Annotated in this window: 20 protein-coding genes and 7 pseudogenes; 16 read left to right on the top strand and 11 right to left on the bottom strand. The window is 44.5% G+C overall.

Annotated features, from left to right (window positions below):
* Window positions 1-18: 18 nt before the first annotated feature.
* From HK413_RS07850 to HK413_RS07835, 4 genes and pseudogenes are all read right to left on the bottom strand, one after another.
* Window positions 19-1,433, bottom strand: a pseudogene (locus HK413_RS07850) (anthranilate synthase component I family protein).
* Between the two features lie 222 nt (window positions 1,434-1,655).
* Window positions 1,656-2,093 carry a cytochrome B gene (locus HK413_RS07845; protein ID WP_175269779.1) on the bottom strand — a complete coding sequence of 146 codons (438 nt, stop codon included), beginning with the start codon at window positions 2,091-2,093 and terminating at the stop codon, window positions 1,656-1,658.
* Window positions 2,094-2,375: 282 nt separating this feature from the next.
* Window positions 2,376-2,570: a hypothetical protein gene (locus tag HK413_RS07840; RefSeq protein ID WP_175269778.1), complete on the bottom strand. Its 195-nt coding sequence runs from the start codon at window positions 2,568-2,570 to the stop codon at window positions 2,376-2,378.
* A 217-nt stretch (window positions 2,571-2,787) separates the two neighbouring features.
* Window positions 2,788-3,902 (bottom strand): annotated as a pseudogene (locus HK413_RS07835) (anhydro-N-acetylmuramic acid kinase).
* A gap of 435 nt (window positions 3,903-4,337) precedes the next feature.
* On the opposite strand from HK413_RS07835, the pseudogene nagB reads away from it, so the two are divergent.
* The 10 genes and pseudogenes from nagB to HK413_RS17360 all read left to right on the top strand — a co-directional run bounded on the left by nagB (window position 4,338) and on the right by HK413_RS17360 (window position 13,150).
* A pseudogene (gene nagB, locus HK413_RS07830) lies at window positions 4,338-6,254 on the top strand (glucosamine-6-phosphate deaminase).
* A 162-nt stretch (window positions 6,255-6,416) separates the two neighbouring features.
* Window positions 6,417-6,848: a heparan-alpha-glucosaminide N-acetyltransferase domain-containing protein gene (locus HK413_RS17370; RefSeq protein WP_246230047.1), complete on the top strand. Its 432-nt coding sequence runs from the start codon at window positions 6,417-6,419 to the stop codon at window positions 6,846-6,848.
* Window positions 6,800-7,516 carry an acyltransferase family protein gene (locus tag HK413_RS07825; RefSeq protein ID WP_246230045.1) on the top strand — a complete coding sequence of 239 codons (717 nt, stop codon included), beginning with the start codon at window positions 6,800-6,802 and terminating at the stop codon, window positions 7,514-7,516. The genes HK413_RS17370 and HK413_RS07825 overlap by 49 nt, the downstream gene beginning before the upstream one ends.
* 97 nt (window positions 7,517-7,613) lie before the next feature.
* A complete protein-coding gene (locus HK413_RS07820; protein WP_175269777.1) occupies window positions 7,614-8,936 on the top strand; it encodes a M16 family metallopeptidase in 1,323 nt (440 codons plus the stop codon).
* Between the two features lie 77 nt (window positions 8,937-9,013).
* Window positions 9,014-9,406: a hypothetical protein gene (locus tag HK413_RS07815; protein WP_175269776.1), complete on the top strand. Its 393-nt coding sequence runs from the start codon at window positions 9,014-9,016 to the stop codon at window positions 9,404-9,406.
* Window positions 9,396-9,857, top strand: a complete 462-nt coding sequence (locus tag HK413_RS07810) for a peptidase M16 family protein (RefSeq protein WP_175269775.1) — start codon at window positions 9,396-9,398, stop codon at window positions 9,855-9,857. The genes HK413_RS07815 and HK413_RS07810 overlap by 11 nt, the downstream gene beginning before the upstream one ends.
* A 450-nt stretch (window positions 9,858-10,307) precedes the next feature.
* Window positions 10,308-10,478 (top strand): hypothetical protein, encoded by a 171-nt coding sequence (locus HK413_RS07805; protein WP_175269774.1) that lies wholly within the window; start codon window positions 10,308-10,310, stop codon window positions 10,476-10,478.
* A gap of 55 nt (window positions 10,479-10,533) precedes the next feature.
* Entirely contained in the window at window positions 10,534-10,935 is a 402-nt protein-coding gene (locus HK413_RS19625) for a DEAD/DEAH box helicase (RefSeq protein ID WP_262886830.1), read from the top strand.
* The gene (locus tag HK413_RS17365) at window positions 10,887-11,627 is read left to right on the top strand and encodes a DEAD/DEAH box helicase (RefSeq protein WP_317169389.1); all 741 of its coding nucleotides are present in this window, start codon (window positions 10,887-10,889) and stop codon (window positions 11,625-11,627) included. The genes HK413_RS19625 and HK413_RS17365 overlap by 49 nt, the downstream gene beginning before the upstream one ends.
* A gap of 44 nt (window positions 11,628-11,671) precedes the next feature.
* A complete protein-coding gene (locus HK413_RS17360) occupies window positions 11,672-13,150 on the top strand; it encodes a DEAD/DEAH box helicase family protein (protein ID WP_246230043.1) in 1,479 nt (492 codons plus the stop codon).
* 98 nt (window positions 13,151-13,248) lie between these two features.
* On the opposite strand, the gene HK413_RS07795 is transcribed toward HK413_RS17360, so the two are convergent.
* From HK413_RS07795 to HK413_RS22130, 3 genes and pseudogenes are all read right to left on the bottom strand, one after another.
* Window positions 13,249-13,815, bottom strand: a complete 567-nt coding sequence (locus HK413_RS07795) for a DUF922 domain-containing protein (RefSeq protein ID WP_175269773.1) — start codon at window positions 13,813-13,815, stop codon at window positions 13,249-13,251.
* Between the two features lie 63 nt (window positions 13,816-13,878).
* Entirely contained in the window at window positions 13,879-14,178 is a 300-nt protein-coding gene (locus HK413_RS17355; protein WP_246230042.1) for a hypothetical protein, read from the bottom strand.
* A 136-nt stretch (window positions 14,179-14,314) separates the two neighbouring features.
* Window positions 14,315-14,817, bottom strand: a pseudogene (locus HK413_RS22130) (SPFH domain-containing protein).
* A 428-nt stretch (window positions 14,818-15,245) separates the two neighbouring features.
* On the opposite strand from HK413_RS22130, the gene HK413_RS07785 reads away from it, so the two are divergent.
* The gene (locus HK413_RS07785; RefSeq protein ID WP_175269772.1) at window positions 15,246-15,431 is read left to right on the top strand and encodes a hypothetical protein; all 186 of its coding nucleotides are present in this window, start codon (window positions 15,246-15,248) and stop codon (window positions 15,429-15,431) included.
* Window positions 15,432-15,564: 133 nt separating this feature from the next.
* On the opposite strand, the gene HK413_RS20980 is transcribed toward HK413_RS07785, so the two are convergent.
* On the bottom strand, window positions 15,565-15,849 hold the full coding sequence (locus HK413_RS20980) for a C40 family peptidase (RefSeq protein ID WP_317169388.1): 285 nt from the start codon (window positions 15,847-15,849) through the stop codon (window positions 15,565-15,567).
* Between the two features lie 2 nt (window positions 15,850-15,851).
* Window positions 15,852-16,145 (bottom strand): NlpC/P60 family protein, encoded by a 294-nt coding sequence (locus tag HK413_RS20975; protein WP_317169387.1) that lies wholly within the window; start codon window positions 16,143-16,145, stop codon window positions 15,852-15,854.
* A 423-nt stretch (window positions 16,146-16,568) separates the two neighbouring features.
* On the opposite strand from HK413_RS20975, the pseudogene pdhA reads away from it, so the two are divergent.
* From pdhA to hflX, 3 genes and pseudogenes are all read left to right on the top strand, one after another.
* A pseudogene (gene pdhA / locus HK413_RS07775) lies at window positions 16,569-17,561 on the top strand (pyruvate dehydrogenase (acetyl-transferring) E1 component subunit alpha).
* Window positions 17,562-17,667: 106 nt separating this feature from the next.
* The gene (locus tag HK413_RS07770) at window positions 17,668-19,332 is read left to right on the top strand and encodes a dihydrolipoamide acetyltransferase family protein (RefSeq protein WP_175269771.1); all 1,665 of its coding nucleotides are present in this window, start codon (window positions 17,668-17,670) and stop codon (window positions 19,330-19,332) included.
* Between the two features lie 482 nt (window positions 19,333-19,814).
* Entirely contained in the window at window positions 19,815-20,999 is a 1,185-nt protein-coding gene (hflX, locus tag HK413_RS07765) for a GTPase HflX (RefSeq protein ID WP_175269770.1), read from the top strand.
* Between the two features lie 122 nt (window positions 21,000-21,121).
* On the opposite strand, the gene HK413_RS07760 is transcribed toward hflX, so the two are convergent.
* Both HK413_RS07760 and HK413_RS07755 read right to left on the bottom strand, forming a co-directional pair.
* Window positions 21,122-21,970: a menaquinone biosynthesis family protein gene (locus tag HK413_RS07760; RefSeq protein WP_175269769.1), complete on the bottom strand. Its 849-nt coding sequence runs from the start codon at window positions 21,968-21,970 to the stop codon at window positions 21,122-21,124.
* A gap of 115 nt (window positions 21,971-22,085) precedes the next feature.
* Window positions 22,086-22,706: a nucleoside phosphorylase-I family protein gene (locus HK413_RS07755; RefSeq protein WP_246230036.1), complete on the bottom strand. Its 621-nt coding sequence runs from the start codon at window positions 22,704-22,706 to the stop codon at window positions 22,086-22,088.
* 150 nt (window positions 22,707-22,856) lie between these two features.
* On the opposite strand from HK413_RS07755, the pseudogene HK413_RS07750 reads away from it, so the two are divergent.
* Window positions 22,857-23,274 (top strand): annotated as a pseudogene (locus HK413_RS07750) (6-pyruvoyl trahydropterin synthase family protein).
* A gap of 9 nt (window positions 23,275-23,283) precedes the next feature.
* Window positions 23,284-23,924: pseudogene (folE, locus tag HK413_RS07745) on the top strand (GTP cyclohydrolase I FolE).
* Window positions 23,925-23,989 lie beyond the last annotated feature (65 nt).

Raw genomic sequence — 23,989 nt, 5'->3', positions numbered from 1 at the left:
TTGTTACAATTATATACTCTATAACTCCTCTGCCAGTTCAAGCGCTTTACGCAAAGCCGCTATTTTATTATTTACTTCGTTCAACTCACTTTCGGCTACTGATCCGGCAACAATGCCCGCCCCTGCCTGGTAGTGCAGCGTATTGTTTTTACTTAAAAACGAGCGGATCATGATGGCATGGTTAAAATCGCCGTTAAAGCCCGGGTAACCTATGGCACCGCTGTAAAAGCTGCGTTTTATATTCTCGTTAGCATCTATTATCTCCATGGCACGGTATTTTGGGGCACCGCTTAGCGTGCCTGCCGGAAAGGTATCAGCAACCACTTTAAACGTAGGTACGTCGGGCAGCAGGTTACCGCTTACCATTGACACCAGGTGGATAAGGTGCGAATAGTACTGTACTTCTTTAAACGCCTTAACCTCCACATGCTCGCAATGGCGGCTCAGGTCGTTGCGGGCAAGGTCAACCAGCATTACATGCTCGGCAGATTCTTTAGGATCATTTTTTAAGCTTAAAGCAAGTTGTGCATCCTTCTCGTCGTCGCCGGTGCGCTTAAAGGTACCTGCAATTGGGTATATGGTAGCCTTGCGGTTTTTAATAGTGATCTGCGCCTCGGGCGATGAGCCAAAGATCCGGAAATCGCCATAATCAAAATAAAAAAGGTAGGGTGATGGATTAATGGACCGCAACGCACGGTACACGTTAAACTCATCACCGGTAAACTCTTTAGAGAAAGCCCGCGACGGTACGATCTGGAATACATCGCCCCTGTAAATATGCTGCTTCATCTTTTCCACTATCGCTATAAAGCCCTCATCTGTAAGGTTTGATTTTTCTTCGGCCTTACTTTGGAAACTATATTCGGGGAAGTTTTTGTTTTTAATCAGGTCGAGGATCTTGCTCAGGCCGCTGTTCTCTTCTTCCACTTCGCCATCGGGCATATTATGGAAAACGTACAACTCATTTTTAAAGTGATCAATAGCGATAATGTAACGGTAAATATTGTACTGCATCACCGGGATCTTGCGGGCAGTATCGTCACTCTTTTTAAGTCGGATGGTTTCATAATGCTCCACCGCCTCATGGGTAAAGTAGCCAAATAAACCATTGGCGGTAATCTTCACTTCGGGCTGAGTAGTTTCAAAGCTGTCTAAAAAACCGGTTAGCTGATTGATTAGTTCAAACTCGCCTTCTTTTAATGTCTCTTCTGTACCGTCGGGGTAGCGTTTGTTTAGCTGCCCGTCGTTTAGGTAAGGCCGCCAATCGGGTCGCAGCACACGTAGCTGGTACTGTTTTCGCGGCTGTGATAGTCGGAACTTTCAAGCAATAACGAGTTTGGAAACACATCGCGCAGGCGCAGGTATATGCTTACGGGCGTAGTGGTGTCAGCAAGTAGCTTTCTATAAGTGGTATTAATTTTATACTGTTTCATTTGTGTTATTAAAATCATTGTAAAACAAAAAACCCGGCGAATTGGGGTCGCCGGGTTTTTGTATTAGGTTTACAATTGGTTAGTTTCCTATGGTCAAAAAGTTATCCGGCTGCCAAATTTAATTGGTGCCACCAGCTTTTTATATTTACCTTTTTGATCATTGTGGACGCAAATTTATAAAGAAATTTGAATTGGCAAATTATTTCGGCAATTATTTTTAACTTATTTTAAGATAGATATTTTGCCGGCAGCCAATGTGCCAATTATAATTAGCAGTGCAAGCGTATAAAACAGTGCAATTGTTTTGTGCTTCGCCTCGGGTAATACCAGCTTTTTGCTTTTGCTGTGGCCTATAGTAATTAGCACTAAGGCTATTAGCATCATTACCCCATGCTCCATCGTAAAATAGCGGGTAACAGGGTCCTTCATGGTAGTGCTGTTAAATGCTACCAACGGGCTCAGAAAATACAATACTATCCCTATCAGCAACTGCGTATGTGCCGATATCATGGCAAACAGGTTGGTTAACCGGTTTCTATTATCATATGGCCTGCCAGCTAACCAGCCTATAAAAGCCTGTAATATGGTATAGATAAACAATACCAAAACAATATACCTGAAACCTGAGTGCAGGTGCTGTACAAAAGAGTATGCGTTCATTGCGATTGATTTTTTTGCTAAGGTAATGATAATAGTTTTGAGTGGTGAGTTTTGAGTGATGAGTTTTGAATTCGTTCCCGACCACTATCCCCGGACGGGACAAAACCACCAAATTGCGGTAATTGTAATTGTGGGTAATACTTTGCGAGATCGCGCGTTTCGATTTTGCATTAGGGCTCTTGCTGGTGATAACACCAACAAGAGCGGAGAGATGGCCCTGTGCAGTTGCTTGTTGAGCGACTATCCAGGAAACCCTGAAGGAACAAGTCTTTTAATTATTAATTATGATACGTAATTATTAAACTGGCTAGTTGTAACACCTCCATTACCCTTCGGTCCATTATAATGCGTATGGTTTGGGTTAAAGCCGGCTTCACGTAAAGAAGGCGCATTTCCTCCCTTTATGTCATCGGCTGACGATAACAGGTAAAGTTCCGGTTTAGACCATTTCTTTTTTTGGGGTGCTATATTTCTCATAATTGAACAAGGATTATTTTGTAAATAAAACAAATTTCTTACTACTATGGGTATTTTTTTTTTACACAAGGCTCATAATCAAAAGAATATCAGGGTGCCTGCCACCGAAGAACATCCCCTCTCGCGTTGACGATTGCAGCGGATACTCCGAAGGAGTCCTTTGGACCGGCCGGTGCAGTATAAGCGGAAAGCGTGGGCCGAGGGCAACGCCCCAACCCTACCCCGCAAAACTAAATTTACCCATCAATACACTCGGGTTGGTGCCGATATGCAGCGGCTGGCCGGCCAGGGCTTCGTTGCCTAACAGGGCGAACAGGATGGCCTCCTTGGCGTCAGGATTGATACCCGGGGCGGCGGTATCGGCAATGGTGGTATTATACAGGTGGGTTTGCAGGTATTGCATTACAAAAGGGTTCTTTGCTCCGCCGCCGCTTACAAACATTTGGGCACCTTTGGGCAGGTGTGCGCGTACAAAGTCGGCAATGGCTTTGGCGGTGAACGCACTTAAGGTGGCAATCACATCTTTAGGCGCGATATGGCTGGTACCTGATCGTTCCTGCGCCTTTCGCACATATTCCTCGTTAAACAGTTCGGGGCCGGTAGTTTTGGGCGGTTGCTCGCCAAAGAACGGGTGCTTCAGTAATGACCCCAGCAGATCCTCGTTCACCTCGCCAGAAAAAGCAATAGCCGAGTCTTCATCATACGCCTTATCAAAATAGGCGCGGCAAAACATATCTATCAGCGTGTTGCCCGGGCCGATGTCTGAGCATAAAACTTTATCCATATCCCCGTCCGCAGGTAAAAAAGTAAGGTTGGATATGCCGCCGATGTTTACCAATATCCGGTCCTCGCCGGCCTTGCTGCCCAGCAATACATCGCCATATAAAGCCAGCGGAGCGCCCTCGCCCCCGGCGGCTATTTGCTTCTGGCGGAAATCGCTGATGGTTAAAATGCCGGTTTTGACAGCGATGTGGTCGCCGTCGCCTATTTGTAAGGTGGCGTTGGGGTAACCCTCCTGCCGGTGCAGTCGCTTGGGTGCATGGTAAATGGTTTGGCCGTGGCTGGCTATAAAGTCTACCTCGGCAGGCTTAACGTTCCAACCGGTTAATGCCTGTAATATTAGTTCGGCATGGTAGGTGCCTATAAAATCATTCAGCAAGCAAACTTTTTCAGGTCCACCTGCCTGCGCGAGAAGATGGACCGCACCTCGTTTTTAAAAAAGTCCCGGTAGGGTATGGTAGTAAATTGCAGCAGTTGGCATTGGGTACCCAAGCCACTGCCGGTAAATTTACAAAGCGCTATATCCAAACCATCTAACGACGTGCCCGACATTAAACCAATACCAATACGCGCAGGTTTTTGGGCGATGGTAAATAAGTGCTGGAGGTTGTTGTTGAGTTGTGCCATAGTTGTTAGTTTAAACGCGCACCGTTTACTCACCCCGACGGCGCTACGCTGGTCGACCCTCTCTTCCGCAAGCGGGAAAGAGGGTTGTTTTTAATTATTTCCCCTCTTTCCGCCGAAGGCGAAGAGAGGGTGGTCGAGCGAAGCAAAGACCGGGTGAGTAATCGCCGCCATACGCCTTCAAGTTAGGAAATTATGAATGGATGAGCAAATTAATTTTGCCTCACCCTGCCCTCTCCAAAGGAGAGGGTACTGATTAGCGCGATAACCTTATCATCAAAAAAATAAAGCCTCTCTCTTTTGGAGAGGGTTGGGGTGAGGCAAATAGTTCTTATATTTGCTGCTCCGACCCAACCCGTATATATGGCCAGATTAAATTTATTAGAAGAAACACGCTACGAAAAACTACCTGTAACGGTATATCCCAACCCTGCTGCCGGCGCCGTAGCCGTTGCGCAACGCATTGCAAAACTCATTCGCAGTAAAGCCGACGGCGAAAAACCGTGCTTGGCCTTGCCACCGGCGTAACCCCCATTGCGGTTTATACCGAACTGATAAGGCTGCATAAACAGGAGGGGTTGAGCTTTAAAAACGTAATAACCTTTAACCTGGACGAATACTACCCCATGAAACCCAAAGCCATACAAAGCTACGTGCGTTTCATGAACGAGAATTTATTCGACCATATAGATATTGACCGTAAAAATATCCATATCCCCGACGGCACTTTGCCCGAGGATAAGATAGCCGCTTTTTGCCTTAACTATGAAAAGCAGATAGAAGAGCTTGGCGGTCTTGACCTGCAAATTTTAGGGATCGGCCGTACCGGTCACATTGGATTTAACGAGCCGGGCTCGGCGCCAAACTCGGGCACCCGCCTGGTTACGCTGGACGACCTTACCCGTACGGATGCCGCGCGCGATTTCGGCGGTAAGGAAGCGGTACCAACCAAAGCCATTACCATGGGTGTGGGCACCATATTTAAGGCCCGCGAAATTATACTGATGGCTTGGAGCAAGAAGAAAGCGCCCATCATCAAAAAAGCGGTGGAGGGCGAGATATCCGGCGAAGTACCGGCCACTTTCCTACAGTTATCAGACAACGTCGAGTTTATTTTGGATGAACCGGCGGCATCAGAGCTTACCCGTTTTGATACACCATGGCTGGTAAAAGATTGCATTTGGGATAACGACCTTAAAAAAGAAAGCCGTAATATGGCTGGCCAACAAATGCGGCAAGCCAATATTAAAACTTATAGACGAAGATTATAACAATAACGGTATGGCCCAACTGGCTACCGAGCAGGGGCCGGTTTACCAGATAAACATTGACATATTTAACCAGATCCAGCATACCATAACCGGCTGGCCGGGTGGCAAGCCCGGCGCGGATGATAGCCAGCGGCCGGAGCGTGCGCAGCCGGCGAAGAAACGGTCGGTTATATTCTCGCCGCACCCGGATGATGATGTAATATCCATGGGCGGTACGTTTATAAGGCTGGTTGATCAGGGGCACGATGTACACGTGGCTTACCAAACATCGGGCAACACCGCCGTGTGGGATGACGATGTACTGCGTTATATGGAGTTTGCTATTGATTTTGAGAAAAGCCGCGGCGATGATACGTCAAAACTACAGCGCATCCATAGCGATATGCGGACCTTCTTTGCCACTAAACAGCCTAACGAGATAGACACGCCCGAGGTGCGCGATGTAAAAGGCTTTATCCGCAAAAGCGAGGCTATTGCCGGCGCGCGGTTCGCCGGCCTGCATGATGACCATATCCATTTTATGGCGCTGCCATTTTACGAGACAGGTAAAGTAACCAAGAACTCGGTAAGCCAGGTTGATGTGCAAATGACGGTGGATCTGCTGCAACAAATACGCCCTCACCAGATCTTTGCCGCGGGTGATTTTGCCGATCCGCATGGTACGCACATTGTGTGCTTTAATATTATACTGGCGGCTTTAAATCAGCTTAAACAAACCGAAGATTGGGTAAAAGATTGCTGGCTATGGATGTACCGCGGCGCCTGGTTTGAGTTTGCCACCCACGAAATTGAGATGGCCATCCCCCTATCGCCCGACGAGGTTATGCGCAAGCGCCTGGCCATATTCAAGCACCAGTCGCAAAAAGACCCAGCTGTTTTCCCGGGTGAGGATGCAAGAGAGTTTTGGGTTAGGGCCGAGGACCGTAACAGGGAAACTGCTCAAAATTATGACCGATTAGGCTTCGCTGAATATGCTGCTATGGAAGCGTTTAAACGATATCACTATTAGGATGTATTGTAGAGACGCAATGCTTTGCGTCTCCACTGACAGGCTGAACAATTTCGCAATTTATCCGGAGACGCAAAGCATTGCGTCTCTACATCTATTCACAGGGATGGATATTTTGCGCCGTCGGTTAAAATAATTACATTAGGCTAATTATAACCCATAATGAGCAAATCTTCAACTCAGAGACTTCTTTCCCCGGATGTATTCCGTGGCGCTACTGTAGCAGCAATGACACTGGTAAATAACCCCGCCGATTGGGGGCATATCTATCCGCCGTTTGAACATTCGGTATGGAACGGGTGTACCCCTACCGACCTGGTATTTCCTTTTTTCCTGTTTATTGTAGGGGTATCCATAGTTTATTCGATGGAACGCAAAATTACCGATCCATCAAAGCATGGTAAACTAATATTGGGCGCTTTAAGGCGGGGATTTATATTAATAGCTATTAGTTGGGTTATCCATATGATATTGCATCCGGGGTTTGAGCACATGCGCTTCCCGGGCGTATTGCAACGCATCGGGGTGGTGTTTTTATCTGCGCGGTGCTGTATATCAAAGCTTCGCAACGGGTGCGCGACTGGCTCTTTGTGATCCTGTTAATAGGCTACTACTATGTTATGAACTTTGTACCCGTGCCTGATACGGGCAAACCAAGCTTAGAGCCAGCTGCTAATATGGGCGCCTGGCTGGATCGACTGGTTTTTACCACCAATCACCTCTGGAAGGAATCAAAAACCCGGGACCCTGAAGGTTTATTAGGAACCATTCCGGCTGTTTGTACGGGGTTATTCGGCATCCGCGTGGGTAGCTGGCTTAAACGTAAGGACCGCGATGACAGTATTAAAGTAAGCTGGTTATTTACTTATGGCGTGCTGGCGGTAGTTGCGGGTTTGGTATGGGGGCTTTTCTTCCCGATAAATAAAGCCTTATGGACAAGCTCTTTTGTGTTATATACTGGCGGCTGGGCAACCATCGCGTTAACATTTTGTTATTGGCTGATAGATGTACAGGGGTATAAAAGAGGTATAGGTTTCTTTTTGCCGTTTGGTGCTAACGCCATTACGGCATATGTGTTGTCTATCTTTATTCCGCACTATATCAACCTCATCAGATTAGGCGGGGGATCACTTTTCCAGATCCTGTATAAGCCCTATTTCACACCGGAAGCGGCCTCGCTATTTTCCGCCGTAGTAATGGTGCTGATCGTTTGGATACCGATGGTGATATTGTATCTTCGAAAAATCACCATAAAAGTATAATGCGCGAACTTAATGTCTTATATCTTAACGCATAAAATAATTTTTAACTAACCTTTGCGTTTTTGCATCTTAGCAGAATATTACCAAACACCATATAATGAATTTTAGAAAGACCATTTTGTTATGGGCTGTTACCTTGCTTGTTACCGCAGGCAGTGCGTTTGCCCGTGTTAAAAAAGCCGGCTACCGCACCCGCAAAAAAAAAACCACCGGCGCTAAACAACAAGCCGGCGCTACAACAGCCGCAACATTACCAGCCGACCCCGAAGTTATAATTGGCAAATTGCCTAACGGGCTAACCTATTACGTGCGCGCAAACAGTACGCTTAAAGGTAAAGCACAATTAATGCTGGTAAATAAAGCAGGCTCGGTATTAGAAACCGAAGCACAACGCGGCATGGCAACCCCGGTACAACGCATGGCCTTTAACGGCACCCGCGATTTCGCGAAAGCTGACCTGACAAGCTATTTGAATAAACTGGGCATTAAATACGGTCCGGATGTTAATGCCATCACTTCATTTGATGAAACTATTTACCAGCTATCGGTACCAACAGATACGCCTAAAGTATTTGCAAACGGGTTTAGTTTATTGGCCAATTGGGCCGCCCGTATAAACTTTGACGCGGCAGCTTTAAACGCCGAGAAAACTACACTTGCAGCACAGGCGGCATTAGGCGGCAAAAACGCCGAGGACAGGCTGCAGCAACAAACCTTGCCTGTATTGCTAAATAAATCGGCATACGCCTACCGGATGCCGATTGGTACGGAAAGCGCGGTTAAAGGATTTACGGAAGCATCTGTAAAAAGTTTTTATACGGACTGGTACCGCCCCGACATGCAAGCTATTATAGCCGTAGGCGATTTTGATCCGAAACAGGCAGAGGAGCAGATAAAATTTAATTTCTCATCATTAAGAAATCCATCGCCCGCTAAACCACAGCCGCAATATACGGTTACCCCCACCTTAGGTACAGCTATAAAAATAGCCACCGATAAAGATTTTAATTACACGCTTTTCCGTGTTGTAGTTAAGCATCCGCAGGCCATTGTTAAAACGCAGGCAGATTACCTGCAATCTATGCGGATAACCTTATTTAACCAGATCTTAAATACACGCGTAACAGAGCTTACAAAAATACCTTCGCCGCCGATAGCATTCGGGCAGGCAGGTTATGCTGATTTTATAGGCAAGCAGGATGCATTTTCGGCACTTGCTGTAGTAAATGGCCCGCAGGGATTAGAAGCCGGCGTTAAAGCCTTAATGGCCGAAGTGTTGCGTGCCCGCAAATTTGGCTTCACAGTAACCGAGTTGGAACGTGCCAAACAAATCGCGCTTGCGCAAATTACCAGCGCCTACAACGCTAAGGATAACACTCCCCGGCAAATTTTGCAGGTGATTACGAGCGCAACTTTGTAAACAAGCAAGCTATACCGGGTATAGATTTTGAGTATAACTACTACATTAACAACATTGGCAAAATAACCCTTGCCGAAATGAATGCGCTGGCAGTGAAGTTGATCTCTGATCAAAACCGGGTGATACTGCTGGAAGCTAATGATGCACAGAAAGCTAATTTACCAAACGAGCAAACCCTGTTAAAATGGGTAGCCGACGCAGGTAACGGGCTCACCCCGTATGTAGATGACAGTTCGACACCATTGATGACTACATTACCTACCCCAGGCAAAGTGGAAACCATGAAGGTTGACAGTACCATATCCATAACAACTGTCACTTTAAGCAATGGTGTAAAAGTTATATTAAAACCTACAACCTTTACCCCGGGTCAGATACTGATTGCAGGCTATAGCTTTGGCGGCACCTCATTGGCCAGCGACCAGGGATTTCCTGTCGGCAAATATTGCGGCAAATATCGTGAGCAATAGTGGTGTAGCCGGCTTTAATCAAACCCAGTTGGGCAAAATGATCCGCGATAAAAACTTTAGTATTACGCCATATATCAGCGATATAACCCAAGGTGTATCAGGCTATGCCATAGGCGATGGTTTTGAATCGGCGTTACAGCTTTTAAATTTATATTTTACCAGCCCGCGTAAGGATGCCGAGGTATGGAAAACATACATCAGCCAGGCACAATCCGCTTTAACCAGAAACGCCAATGCCCCGGGCAGTGTTTACCAGGATACGGTTTTGGCTGTTTTAGGTAATTACGCCCCGCGCAGCATGCCTGCTACAGCCGATAAGCTAAACGCGGCAAGTTTGGATAAAGCTTATGATTTTTACAAGGCCCGTTTTGCCGATGCCAGTAATTTCACTTTTACTTTCACCGGCGATTTTTCGGTTAACGCCATCATCCCGTACCGGCAACCTACTTAGGTAGCCTGCCATCAACAAACGGCAAAGAGACCTTTAAGAATTTAGGTATCCATCCACCGGCGGGCCAGTAACAAAAACCATCTATAAGGGCGCAGGGAATAAAGCTACGGTACAATTAATATTTAGCGGCGATTATAATTATAACGACGAAAACAACACCCAGATTGATGCTTTAGAGGAGATCTTAAACATCAGGCTGGTTGATTCGCTTAAAGATGGCAATGGCGTCTATTCGCCGGGCGTAAGGGTTAATTACGGCAAAAACCCCGAAGGCCGCTATAAGGTAACCATATCCTTTTTAGCTGATGTAGACGGTGTTGACAAGGCTACCGCCTACATACTTAGCGAGATCAACAAGCTTAAGCAAAACGGCGCCGTGGATAATGACGTTAAACTGTTTATAGCGCGCCAGGCACGTACTATACAGAGCCAGTACAAGCAAAATACATTTTGGCAGGCAACATTAACCACCGCGGCACAAAACCAGAAAACCCTGATAAAATTTTAAGCCGTGTGCAGGACCTTGGGCAGGTAACCCAACAAAGCACCAAAGATGCGGCTATAAGATACTTAGGGGGAAATAATTTGATAAAGATCATCCTGTTGCCCGAGAAGAAATAACAACATACACATTTATTCAAAAAAGTCCTGCCCATAAACCGGCAGGACTTTTTTATTGATAGCACAAAAGATTTATTATTTTGTTAGCTCAATGATGATAAGCCCCGGGGAAAAAGTTATACAGCAATGGTACAAGCAAAAAAACTGGCACCAGTTTCCGTTTCAAAAGGAGATGGCAGAGGTTTACCTTGCCGGAAATTCGGGTTTGTTAAACGCGCCTACGGGCAGCGGTAAAACCTTTGCCCTGTTTCTGCCCTTCCTTGCCGATTTTATTAATAAGCACCCCGATTATAAAACCCGCCAAAACAATGGCCTGCAAATGCTCTGGATAACGCCCCTGCGTGCCTTAACCAACGACATTCGTAAAGCCATGCAGGAAGTTTGTGATGACCTGGGTATCCCCGGAAAATTGCAACCCGCACCGGCGACACCCCCGCTGCCGAAAAAGCTGCGTTAAAGAAAAAACTGTCCGAAGTACTGCTCACCACCCCCGAAAGCCTGCACCTGATGCTGGCTCAAAAGGAATATCCAAAAATATTTCAAAGCCTACAGGTATTGGTGGTTGATGAATGGCACGAGTTGTTGGGTACAAAGCGGGGCGTGCAGGTGGAGTTGGGGTTGAGCAAGTTAAAAGTCCTAAGTCGGGAGTCTAAAGTCTTAAGTCAAAATAATAAAGACTCAGAACTCAAGAGTCAGGACTCAAGACTACGCATCTGGGGCATAAGCGCCACCATAGGCAATTTAGAACAAGCTGCAGATGTGCTGTTGGGTAACGATTTCCCGCGGGACAGGATAAAAATGGTGCGGGCCAATGTAGATAAGAAACTTGTGGTTCAATCTATCATTCCCGAAAATATCGAGAATTACTCGTGGGCCGGGCATATTGGTTTAAAGCTGTTGCCGCAGGTGATGGAAATTGTAGCCAAAAGCAAAACCACGCTGATATTTACCAATACCCGGTCGCAGTCGGAGATTTGGTATCATGCCATTTTAGATAACTACCCCGAATATGCCGGGGTGATGGCCATGCACCACGGCTCGCTGGATAACGAGTTGCGCAACTGGGTAGAGGCTGCGCTGCATGCCGAAGCCTTAAAGGTTGTGGTATGTACGTCAAGTCTTGACCGGGGGTTGATTTCAGGCCGGTAGACACTGTTATCCAAGTAGGCAGCCCCAAAGGTGTCGCGCGGTTTATGCAACGCGCTGGGCGCAGCGGGCACCATCCCGGCGCTATATCAAAAGCTTACTTTGTGCCTACCCACTCGTTAGAGTTATTGGAAGGCGCGGCGCTGAAGCAGGGTATTAAACAAGGTATTTTTGAAAGCCGCGACCCGATGCTGCTGGCTATGGACGTGCTGATACAATATATGGTGACTTTGGCGGTATCAGAAGGTTTCCGTGCCGATGAATTATACGAAGAAGTGACGGGAACTTACGCCTTTGCCGACCTGCGCCGAAACGAATTTAACCAACTGCTTGATTTTATAACCAACGGCGGCAAAACCCCGGCGCAATACGATGAGTTTTTAAAGGTGGAGATTGAGAACGGGGTTTACAAAGTATTTAGCCGCCGCGTTGCCATGCGCCACCGGTTAAGCATAGGTACCATAACCAGCGACATGAATATCCGGGTTAAATGGTTAAGCGGCGGTAGTTTGGGTACGGTTGAAGAATCTTTCATCTCCAAACTAAAACCGGGTAATACCTTTTGGTTCGCGGGGCGCAGCCTGGAGTTTGTGCGAATAAAGGAAATGAGCGCCTATGTAAAAAAATCAACCTCTAACAAAGGGATGATACCCAGCTGGAACGGCGGTCGGATGCCGCTGTCATCGCAGCTATCCGCCGTATTCAGGGATAAGCTGGACGAGGTGGCGCATGGCATTGAAAAAGATGTAGAGGTTATTGCCTTAAAACCCTTATTTGTTTTACAGCAGGAGCTATCGCACCTGCCGCAAAGCCATGAATTCTTAATTGAATCCTTCAAATCGCGCGAAGGTCATCACCTTTTATTTTATCCCTTCGAGGGCCGTTTGGTACATGAGGGCATGGCATCATTATTTGCCTACCGGATCTCGAAAGTAAAGCCCGCCAGCTTTTCTATCGCAATGAATGATTACGGGTTTGAGTTGTTAACGGATGAGGATGTGCCTATTGAACAGGTTTTAGAAGACGCCGATTTCTTCTCGATAGATAACTTATTAGAAGATATCCAGCATAGCTTAAATGCCAATGAAATGGCGCGCCGCCGCTTCCGCGATATCGCCAGCATCGGCGGGTTAGTGTTTAACGGCTTTCCCGGTCAGCAGGTAAAGAACAAACATTTGCAGGCATCGTCATCCTTATTGTTTGATGTGTTTAGCGAGTATGAGCCGGATAACCTGCTGGTAAGGCAGGCTTACAACGAGGCGCTGGCATTCCAGTTAGAAGAGTTCAGGTTACGGGCCGCCCTGCAGCGCATCATCACTCAAAACATCATCCTAAAAACTATTGAGCGCCCTACCCCGTTTGCTTTTCCCATAATGGTTGATAGCCCGGGCCGCGAGCGCCTTACCACCGAAAGCCTGGAGGACCGAATAGCCAAAATGGCCAGACAGTATGGCGCAGATGGTGTGGGCGGTAATGAAAATAAAAAGGTGCGTAAGCCGGGGATTACCCGGAAAAAGGGATTTTAACCTTTTGTCATCCTGAGCATAGCGAAGATCTTCTAAGCGCGATCGGGATAATGTATAAGATTCTTCGCTATGCTCAGAATGACAACCTGTTTTATTAATTAATACCCCACCCGCTCAACCGGCGGCATGGTAATTAATCGTTTTTGAAAATATACGTCCCAGCTATGCTGCTGCGTAGCATCGCGCATATTTTGGGTGTCAACATCGTAGTTGGCGTTTAGCTCCCGGTATTTGGCGTGGATGCGGTTAAACAGGTCGCTGGCTTGCGAGCGGTAATAATTCTCGTCAAAACGGGTGCGATTGATCATGCGCAGCAGTTCTTGCTGCTCCATATAGGATATAGTATAATGGCCCTGCTCGTGATTCAATATCCGGGCAAGGTGTTTTTTATCGGTTACCCGTTGCATGTCTATCCATGAGCGTTGCCGGTCGACCGTTAGCCGCACATCAGCAATCAACTTAAATCTGTCGCCCTGGCCTGCGCCTTCGTAATGAAAATTAATAGAACATTTAGTATGGGCTATTGCGTTATTATCACCGGGATTGGGCATACCGCCAAAATCGGTGGTAGTTAACTGGCGATAACTCCCTTGTGCTAAAACTGCATAATTTAAACAAAGTATTAACGCTGCGGCGTTAATTATCCTCACAAATCTAAATATCATTTAATAGGTTAATCGTTTGCCTTAGGACTGTCCAATGACACAAGAGTTTAACCCGTTACTACTTTATTTTTTGACTTTATCCGGCTGTAAAACGTTAAGGCTCATCATTTCTTTCATAGTTCTTTGCATCGAGTCTGTCGAGCCGTCAAGGAAGATAACGTTCCCTTCAGAGTTTTCGGCGAAGTGCTTGATGGATTCTGTCCACATGGTAAATAATATTACAGAGGTATCCATATGGGCGGTTTCCATTTCTTTGGCGGCAACGGTCATACCCTTTGCAACTTCCCCGGCGAAACAGGGCCACACCTTGTCCGCGCAATTGCGATGCTCGGCGCTCGGCCTCGGCAGAGATCTTAATAGCATTACCCTCAGCCTCGGCAGCTTTTGTTTTTGTGATCAATAAAGCCTGGCCTTCGTTTTCGGCAGCAGCTTTCAGGTTATTTGATGCCACAACCTTGGCTCATTGATTTCATGATCACATCATCAAACGTAATATCATTTAATTGCAGATCCTGTAAATGATAACCCCAGTCTCCGGGATCTGGTCAAGCTGCTCTTTTACGTGTTCGACAATATCGCGCCTTAGTATCAATACTTCCGACTGGCGTTTGGTAGCCACAAACGCGCGGATAGAACCTTCGACCGTACGGATCAGCGCCTGCATTAAGTTACGCTCATCAACAAATTTAAAAGCTACATTTTTTATGGTTTCTTCCTGTTGGTCTAATACCGAATACAACAGCATCGCCTTAAAATAAACGTTTGCCTGGTCGAACGTTACGGCCTGAACTCCAGTTCGACAGAGCGGTTTTGAATAGATATTTTAGAATATATAGACTCAATAAGCGGGATCTTAAAATTTAATCCCGGGGTTAATATACGGCGATATTTACCGAACACAGTAATAACGGCAATGGTGCCTTGTTTAACGGTTACAAACGACGAAAAAACAATTATTATTAAAATAAAAATGATGAATAGCAAAACTATTTGGCTTGTCATGGTTTATAGATTTAGTTGAAATAAATATAGGGTTATTTATTAAATAGCATATTAAATAAAATCACAACATCATGAACGTAAAAGAACTTTTGGAACAATACTAACCATTTTGGGTATCATTGGGTTAATCTACACCGGCATAGCAATTATACAACACAGCAACGGTTTTACCGAGCTCACTGTAGTCGGCGTACTTTCAGTAATATTTTTTTAACAGGTATAAGTCTGGTAAGGGTTACCAAAGACGAGGCTTAGCCAACTATGCCAGAGCGTAAACTTGTGTTACAATCCCGCCACAGTGGTGGGGATTTTTGGGGATTTATGTCTCGTTCAAAATACGCGGCAGCTTCTGTTTAAGCTGTTTTAAAGCCGATTAAAATTGGTGTATAATTTGATTGATTGGTTTACCAAATTAAATTAAACTCACAATGAAATTGAAACCAACGCTGGGCACCATATTAACTTTAGTAGGCATTATCGGGCTGGTTTTTGCGGTAATAGGCCAAATAACCAGCTATATAAGCCGGAGTGCATTTACAGGTGTTACCATATTAGGTTGCATTATATTTTTTGCAGGTGTTACCTTGCTCCGCGACCAACTGGAACATAAATAATATTGAAATATAGTTTTTATAAAAGGCTGCTCAGTATTCCTGACGGCCTTTTTTATTGCCGGGCAAGATTATATCGGGCAAAAAAAAAAGGCCTTTTCATTTCTGAAAAGGCCTTTCTCTGTGAAAAATATGTTTAGTTATTGTCTTTGCTATCGTCAGGCACACCGCTTAGCTCTTCTTTAAACTGCGCTAATACCCTGCCGCCCTTATAAAAGTAACGGCTGTAATACGCGTCATCAAGGCTGCTTATAGCAACCCCTTTCATTGAGGCATGTGCAAACCTGTTATTTCCCAAATAAATACCAATGTGCGAAATGCTTCGGCTATGTATTTTAAAGAAAACCAAATCGCCTTCTTTTAAATCATCTTTACCAACCGGGTTAACCATGCTAAAAATATCGCGCGAGTTGCGTTTGATATCTAAATTAAAAACCTGGTTATATAACTGTTTTGTAAATGCAGAACAATCAACACCTTTTTTGAGCTACCGCCAAAACGGTAAGGGGTGCCTATCCAATCATATACAAAATTAAAAAGTTTCATGTTTGATGTTGCAGATACCGCAACATGCATAATTTGAGAAAGATAATCCTTCGCTAAACTCTCTTGTTCGTCTGCCGACTTATCTGCCGCCTGGTTTGGAACACTTTTTGTTTGGGCCTGAACGGCTAAAACGCTGAAAAATAAGGCGATTGCCAATACTGTTTTCTTCATTTAATCCTTGTTTCTTTCTTGTTTAACGGACAAACTGTCCATAATGTTACACACATTGAATAAGGTTGGATACAAAACTATCCATTTTTTCCATAATCACAAATAAAAGCTTGAATTTATTGACATTATTTAGTTTTCCACATTTGGGGAGAGCAAGATTAGTGATTGAAGATTAAAGATGGATTAATCAGGGCAATAAAATTTAAAGATAGTTTGATAACTAAGTCTTTAATGCGTCATAAAAATTGGCTGTGTTTCAGCTGAATAAAATGTTTTACTGCTTTAATCGTATTGCAAAACCAATCTTTAATCTTTAATCACTAATCTTACACAAAAATACTTCGCAACAATTCCGTTCGGGTTTCGATAATTTGGAAGATATAATTAGATTTGCGCATTATACTTAAATTGGTTGTTTGACAAATGAGTTCAATCGAAATAAATAAAGACACTTATTTAAAGTGGTACGAGTCGATGCTTTTGATGCGTAAGTTCGAAGAAAAAGCAGGACAATTATATGGTCAGCAAAAAATAAGGGGCTTTTGCCACTTATATATTGGCCAGAAGCTGTTTTAGCCGGAGCTATGTCTGTGCTAAAAAAGGGGATAGCATGATCACCGCTTATCGCGATCACGCACATGCTATTGCCCGTGGTGTATCCTCAAACGCTATCATGGCCGAGCTTTATGGCAAGGCAACCGGATGCTCAAAAGGCAAAGGCGGCTCTATGCACATGTTTAGTAAAGAGCACCATTTTTACGGCGGCCACGGCATTGTAGGCGGACAAATTCCATTGGGCGCGGGTATAGCCTTTGCCGAGAAGTTTAAAGGGACCGATTTTGTGAACGTAGCCTACATGGGCGATGGCGCCGTGCGCCGTGGTGCATTAAACGAAACCTTTAACATGGCTGCGTTGTGGAAACTGCCGGTAATATTTATTTGTGAAAATAATGGTTACGCAATGGGCACATCAGTAGCACGTACTACCATACAAACCGATATTTATAAACTGGGCTTACCTTATGGTATCCCTTCATCAGCGGTTGATGGCATGGACCCTGTTGCGGTACATAATGCGATGGACGAAGCTGTACAGCGTGCCCGTAAAGGCGAAGGGCCAACCTTTTTAGAAATGCGTACCTATCGGTACAAAGGCCACTCGATGTCTGATCCGCAGAAATACCGTACAAAAGAAGAGTTGGAAAGCTACAAAGCCAAAGACCCTATTGAGATCATAAAGTTAGCTATTGAAAAAATAAATATGCCGACGAGAAATGGTTCGAAGAAATCGACGCTAAAATTAAAGCTGAGGTTGAGGCAGCGGTACAATTTGCCGAGGAATCGCCATGGCCGGAAGCATCAGAATTATATACTGATGTTTACGTACAAAAAGATTATCCATATATAATGGACTAATTTAGTCCAAAGTCGGGAGTCCAAAGTCCTTAGTAAAACGACTTTAGACTTCAGGCTAACGACTCAAGACTATAGACTAAATAAAAAATATTCATCCTATATAAATATGGCCGAAGTAGTTAAAATGCCAAAAATGAGCGATACCATGACCGAAGGTGTGGTAGCTAAATGGCATAAAAAAGTTGGTGATAAGGTAAAATCAGGCGATGTATTGGCCGAGATAGAAACCGACAAAGCCACCATGGATTTTGAATCGTACCAGGATGGTGTATTATTATTCATTGGTGTAGAAGAAGGTAAATCTGTCCCGGTTGATGAAGTAATTGCCGTTTTAGGTAAAGAAGGCGAAGATTATAAGACTGCTTTAGAAGGTAGCACTGCCCCGGCCGCCGCACCTGCTGAAGAAAAACCGGCCGCTCCGGCTGCTGATAAAGCTCCGGCTGCAACTGCTCCGGCGGCGGCAAAGGTTGATCTGTCAAGCATCCCGGCTACGGTTATCCGCATGCCTGCCTTGAGCGATACCATGACTGAAGGCGTTATCAACAAATGGAACTTTAAAGTTGGTGATAAAGTAAAATCAGACGACTCATTAGCTGATGTTGAAACCGACAAAGCTACCATGGAAGTTGTAGGTTATGAAGAAGGCACACTATTATATATAGGCCCTAAAGAAGGCGAAGCTGCACCGGTACACGGCATTATAGCTATCGTTGGTAAAGAGGGAACTGATATTACGCCGTTGTTACAAGATAACGGAAGTAGCGGTAGCAGCGACAGTGGCAGTAAAGCCCCGGAAGCGCCTGCAACTCCTACCGCCCCTGCAACTGAAGAGAAAGAAGTATCGCATAGCGACGGCCGCGTAAAAGCATCGCCGTTGGCACGTAAAATAGCTAAAGAAAAAGGTATCGATATTAACGCCGTTAAAGGTACTGCCGAAGGAGGCCGTATTGTTAAAAAAGATATCGAAGACTTTAAACCGGGCGCGTCACCTGCTGCTCCGACCGCTACCGGTGCTCCGGCAAAAGAAGCTGCACCTGCTGCTGCCGCTCCGGCAAAAGCACCTGTGGTATTACCTACCATAGTTGGCGAAGAGAAATTTACCGAAAGGCCGGTAACGCAAATGCGCAAGGCAATTGGTCGCCGTTTAAGCGAGAGCTTGTTTACCGCGCCGCACTTCTACGTTACCATGTCTATTGATATGGATCAGGCCATTGCTGCACGTAACAAGATCAACGAAGTTGCTCCGGTTAAAATATCATTTAATGATTTTGTAGTTAAAGCTACCGCAATTGCATTACGCCAGCACCCTGCCATCAATTCATCATGGCAAGGCGAGACCATCCGTACTAACGAGCATGTTAATATTGGTGTAGCCGTTGCAGTTGATGAAGGCTTATTGGTACCGGTAATTAAATTTGCTGATAGCAAATCATTAAGTCACCTGTCGGTTGAGGTTAAAGAGTTTGCTCAGAAATCGAAAGCTAAGAAACTACAACCTAATGAAATGGAAGGCTCAACCTTCACCATATCAAACTTAGGTATGTTTGGTGTCGACGAGTTTACCGCTATCATCAACACGCCTAACGCTTGTATTTTGGCGGTTAGCGGTATACAAGCGGTGCCTGTTGTGAAAAACGGCGCTGTAGTGCCCGGCAACGTAATGAAAGTTACTTTAAGCTCAGATCACCGCGTGGTTGATGGCGCAAGCGCTGCTGCGTTCCTACAAACATTAAAACAATTATTAGAAGAGCCGGTAAGGTTGTTGATATAATTTTTAGAATAAAGACGCAAGAGTCAAGATACAAGAGCGATAGGTTTAGACTTATCGCTCTTTTTGTTTTTATCACATCTTGTCATTCGAAACGAGTGAGAAATCTTAAACGCGCGAAAATTAGCATAGCGCAAAAGATTTCTCGCTTCGCTGCGAAATGACAATTGGGTATTTTTTTTATCTTTGCATCATAATATCAAACACTACCCATCATGTAATTAATCAGGTTGACGATAGCTTTTACTTAAAACATCTTACAAAAGCCATCAATCTTTGCCGTATTTCAGCGGCTCATTATCAATTATTATTCATCAAATTACTTTTGCATAACCATGTAATTCATTGCATTTGTCTGCGCTTTTGGCAGACATCCAACACATATTAGCGTTAATTAAAGCCGGTATTTGAGCCGGACCTGTTACAAAAACAGCCTTATTGTGTGCTTTTTGTAACTTGGCATTCTGATTGATAAATCAATATTAATGAAACAAAAATTTTATGATACTGCTGTAAAGCAGGAACGGGCCGTACTGGTTGGCGTTATTACCGCTAACGAAACTGATGAACGCGCCAAAGAATATTTAGAAGAATTACAATTTTTAGTTGATACCGCTGGTGCCGAAACCGTTAAAATCTTCACCCAAAAACTACAGAAACCTGATCGTGCAACGTTTGTTGGCTCGGGAAGGTTAGAAGATATCAAGGCATTTGTAAAAGAAGAAGAGATAGACATTGTAGTGTTTGATGATGAATTAACCCCATCGCAACTGCGTAACATAGAAAGGGAGCTGCAGGTTAAAATATTGGACCGCAATAACCTGATACTGGACATATTTGCTAACCGGGCACAAACTGCGCAGGCAAAAACGCAGGTTGAACTGGCTCAGCTGCAATACCTGCTGCCACGCCTTACCCGCCTCTGGACCCACTTAGAGCGCCAAAAAGGTGGTATTGGTATGCGTGGCCCGGGTGAGAGCCAGATCGAGACTGACCGCCGTTTGATCCTGGATAAAATATCGCTGCTTAAGGAACGATTGAAATTAATTGATCGCCAAAACGAAACACAGCGTAAAAACCGTACGCAAATGGTTAGGGCTGCATTAGTGGGTTATACCAACGTTGGTAAATCAACCATCATGAATATGATCTCCAAATCGGATGTTTTTGCAGAGAACAAATTGTTTGCTACGCTGGATACCACGGTTAGAAAAGTAGTGATTGAAAACGTGCCTTTTTTATTATCTGACACGGTTGGTTTCATCCGCAAATTACCGCATGATTTGGTGGAATGTTTTAAATCCACACTTGATGAGGTACGCGAGGCAGACTTGTTGATCCATGTTGTGGATGTATCGCACCCAAGCTTTGAGGACCACATCCGCGCAGTAAATGATACGCTGAAAGAGATCGGTGCCAGCGATAAACAAATCATCACCGTATTTAATAAAATAGATGCCTACAAGCCTGTGCAAATGAATCCGGACGAGGAAGCCGAACCTGTAACGCTTGAAGACTTTAAACATAGCTGGATGGCTAAAAACAATAGCCCGGCCATATTTATATCGGCTACCAAAAAGGAAAATATTGATGAGTTCAGGAACCTGATCTACAAGTATGTAATGGAATTACATGTGGACAGGTACCCTTATGATAACTTGCTGTATTAAAGCAATACACAAATCACAAAGTTGTCATTCTGAGCATCGCGAAGAATCTTGTAAGCGCGATAAGTAAGACGCTTGCCTATCATTGTAGAAGATTCTTCGCTATGCTCAGAATGACAGATGCTTTAGGTTAAGAAGATGTCCTTTTTAATCGCCGGAATTATTCCCTTCTCCAAAGCTGTACTAAATAAAAGGTTTATCGCTTTCCTTCCCTCTTCGCCCAAATCAACAGAATATTTATTTACATATAGCTCGATGTGCTTGTACATTACTTCTTCGCTCATTTCCTGTGCGTGCTGGCGGATAAAGTCAAGCCCTGATTTAGGGTTGGCAAATGCAAACTCGACAGATTTACGCAGTACGCGGTTTATTTTATGCTGGATATCAACCGGTAAATTACGGTTAGCAACAATACCGCCAAGCGGGATAGCGCAGCCGGCTTCTTTTTCCCAGTAATCGCCCAGGTCTATAATCTTCTTTAAACCTTTATCCTGGTAAGTAAAGCGATTTTCATGGATGATTAATCCGGCATTTACCCTGCCTTCTAAAACCGCATTCTCAATATCAGAAAATACCAATTCAACCTTATTAGTAGCATTAGGGAAAGCAAGGCCCAACAGAAAGTTTGCCGTGGTGTATTTACCGGGAATCCCTATACGGAGATTTGAGATTTGAGATTTGAGATTTGAGAGCAATTCTTCGGGGTCACCCTTGCAGATCAACATCGGCCCAACACCGAAACCTAAAGCGCTGCCCGCATCCAGCAAAACATATTTATCAACCACATAAGCAAAAGCATGATAGCTTAGCTTGGTAATATCCAGTTCGCCGCGAAAGGCTTTTTGGTTAAGCGTTTCCACATCATCATAAAACACCTCAAACTCCAGTCCTTCGGTATCTATCTTATGATGTATAAGCGCATCGAAAATAAAAGTATCATTTGGGCATGGCGAAAAGCCGAGTGTGAGTTTCATTGGGTTGTGAGTTGTGAGTTGTGGGTTTTGAGTGATTGTGCGGTTCTAAACTCAACACTCACTACTCAGCACTCATAACTCTTTTATTAAATCCAGTGCAAATGTATTCAGATTTTTAACAGCAAGCCCTATCTGCCAGTTGTCGCGGTTGCGTTTTTCTACATAATTTGACACTGCCCTGATCTGTATGCAAGGCACCTTCAGCTCGCGGCAGGCATAAAAACGCTGCACCTTCCATACTTTCTATTTGTGGGTTAAGGCGACTAACCACGGCGGCTATAGTGGCATCATTACCATGCACGGTATTTACGGTTATAGCGGTAGCCTTATTGGTTCTTATTTTCGGGGTGAAATGATCAAGGCTGCTGGTTGGGTTAAAAATACCCGCGCCAAGGCCTAATTGTTCAATACTGATAAAGCGGGTATCATCTTCGGCGCCCAGTTCGGCAAACGTGTCTTTGGTTATTTCGTATACTTCGCCAAGTGGGAAGCTTTTGTCGAAAGCTCCTGCAACACCAAGGTTTATTACCGGGTTGTATACATTATGTGGTAAATGCCTGCCTAAAGCAAAGGCCGTTGGCACCATGCCCGCACCGGTAATTAATACCGAGCAGTTTGCCACCGAGATATGGCGTGGAACAAACAGATTATCGGCCTCGTCCGACTTTTGCATACCAAGTGCATCCATCAGTGGTTGAACTTCGCCTTGGGTAGCAGCAACAATTAATATCCGCATGTCATTTTGTTTATTCAACTAAGATAATTAAAATTAGTTTGCAGTGGGTAGTTTGCAGTGTGCAGCAAAATATTCTACATAGTAATTGCTAACTGCAAACTAAAAACTGCAAACTTAAAGTTTGTATATTTGCACCCATTAAATATTATGATGATATACGTAACGCGCAAAGAACATTTTAACGCAGCACATAAAATGTACCGTGATGAGTGGAGCGCGGAAAAAAATGCTGAAATGTTTGGCAAATGTGCCAATCCCAACTGGCATGGGCATAACTATAACCTTTTTGTAACAGTAAAAGGCGAAATTACCCATGCAACCGGCTATTTAATTGATTTAAAAGAGTTGAAAGTGATCATTAACGAACACGTTATTGAAAAACTTGACCATAAAAACATTAACCTTGATGTTGATTTCATGAAAGGAAAAATGGCATCAACCGAATTGCTTTGCATTGAGATATTTAACCAGTTAAAGGGCCCGATAGAAGCTTACCCCGGCGTATTTTTTACACTCGGTAAGATTACATGAAACCGAAAATAACTCGGCAGAATATTTTGGCGACTAAACCTGCACAATGATTTACGACGACGACAACCTTCCGGACAGGAACGACGATATTAACGGCTACGAAAAAGTTGACCGCTATAACCCCGAATTGATTGAAAGCTTATCGGGCCATTATAAACAAGTTTTAAAGCAATTGGGCGAAAACCCGGAACGCGAAGGCCTGTTAAAAACACCCGAGCGTATTGCCAAAGCTATGCTGTATTTAACACATGGCTACGACCTGAATCCCAAAGAAATATTAAACTCGGCTTTATTTAAAGAAGAATATAGCCAGATGGTGGTTGTTAAAGACATTGAAGTATACTCGATGTGCGAGCATCATATGCTGCCTTTTTTTGGCAAAGCGCATATCGCCTATATTCCTAACGGTCATGTGGTGGGATTGAGCAAAATACCACGCGTGGTTGATGCATACGCGCGCCGCCTGCAGGTACAGGAACGTTTAACTAACGAAATTCGTGATTGTATACAGGACGCGCTGCAACCAATTGGTGTGGGGGTAGTTATTGAGTGCCGTCACCTTTGCATGTGCATGCGCGGTGTACAAAAACAAAACTCGGTTACTACCACCTCAGCATTTTCGGGCGGGTTTTACCATGAAAAACAAGGGCAGAGTTTTTACACTTAATTTCTTCGAAATTAAGTTAGAGATTAGAGGTTAGTTAATTAGAGATTAGTTGGCTTATCGGCAAACACAAATTTCTCTTAAATGT

The sequence above is a fragment of the Mucilaginibacter humi genome (genome assembly GCF_013087555.1).
The sequence above is the reverse complement of the archived record's forward strand: the minus strand, read 5'-3'. Positions and strand labels throughout refer to the sequence as shown.

What these genes read in the sequence shown, in the direction of transcription:
- HK413_RS17370 (WP_246230047.1), top strand. Translation starts at nt 6,417, where the DNA reads ATGAGCAAATCTTCAACTCAGAGACTTCTTTCCCCGGATGTATTCCGT.
- HK413_RS07785 (WP_175269772.1), top strand. Translation starts at nt 15,246, where the DNA reads ATGAAATTGAAACCAACGCTGGGCACCATATTAACTTTAGTAGGCATT.
- HK413_RS07845 (WP_175269779.1), bottom strand. Translation starts at nt 2,093, where the DNA reads ATGAACGCATACTCTTTTGTACAGCACCTGCACTCAGGTTTCAGGTAT.
- HK413_RS07770 (WP_175269771.1), top strand. Translation starts at nt 17,668, where the DNA reads ATGGCCGAAGTAGTTAAAATGCCAAAAATGAGCGATACCATGACCGAA.
- HK413_RS07760 (WP_175269769.1), bottom strand. Translation starts at nt 21,970, where the DNA reads ATGAAACTCACACTCGGCTTTTCGCCATGCCCAAATGATACTTTTATT.
- HK413_RS07815 (WP_175269776.1), top strand. Translation starts at nt 9,014, where the DNA reads ATGAATGCGCTGGCAGTGAAGTTGATCTCTGATCAAAACCGGGTGATA.
- HK413_RS07840 (WP_175269778.1), bottom strand. Translation starts at nt 2,570, where the DNA reads ATGAGAAATATAGCACCCCAAAAAAAGAAATGGTCTAAACCGGAACTT.
- HK413_RS07755 (WP_246230036.1), bottom strand. Translation starts at nt 22,706, where the DNA reads ATGCGGATATTAATTGTTGCTGCTACCCAAGGCGAAGTTCAACCACTG.
- HK413_RS17355 (WP_246230042.1), bottom strand. Translation starts at nt 14,178, where the DNA reads ATGCTATTAAGATCTCTGCCGAGGCCGAGCGCCGAGCATCGCAATTGC.
- HK413_RS20975 (WP_317169387.1), bottom strand. Translation starts at nt 16,145, where the DNA reads ATGAAGAAAACAGTATTGGCAATCGCCTTATTTTTCAGCGTTTTAGCC.
- HK413_RS17360 (WP_246230043.1), top strand. Translation starts at nt 11,672, where the DNA reads ATGCAACGCGCTGGGCGCAGCGGGCACCATCCCGGCGCTATATCAAAA.
- HK413_RS07820 (WP_175269777.1), top strand. Translation starts at nt 7,614, where the DNA reads ATGAATTTTAGAAAGACCATTTTGTTATGGGCTGTTACCTTGCTTGTT.
- HK413_RS07795 (WP_175269773.1), bottom strand. Translation starts at nt 13,815, where the DNA reads ATGATATTTAGATTTGTGAGGATAATTAACGCCGCAGCGTTAATACTT.
- hflX (WP_175269770.1), top strand. Translation starts at nt 19,815, where the DNA reads ATGAAACAAAAATTTTATGATACTGCTGTAAAGCAGGAACGGGCCGTA.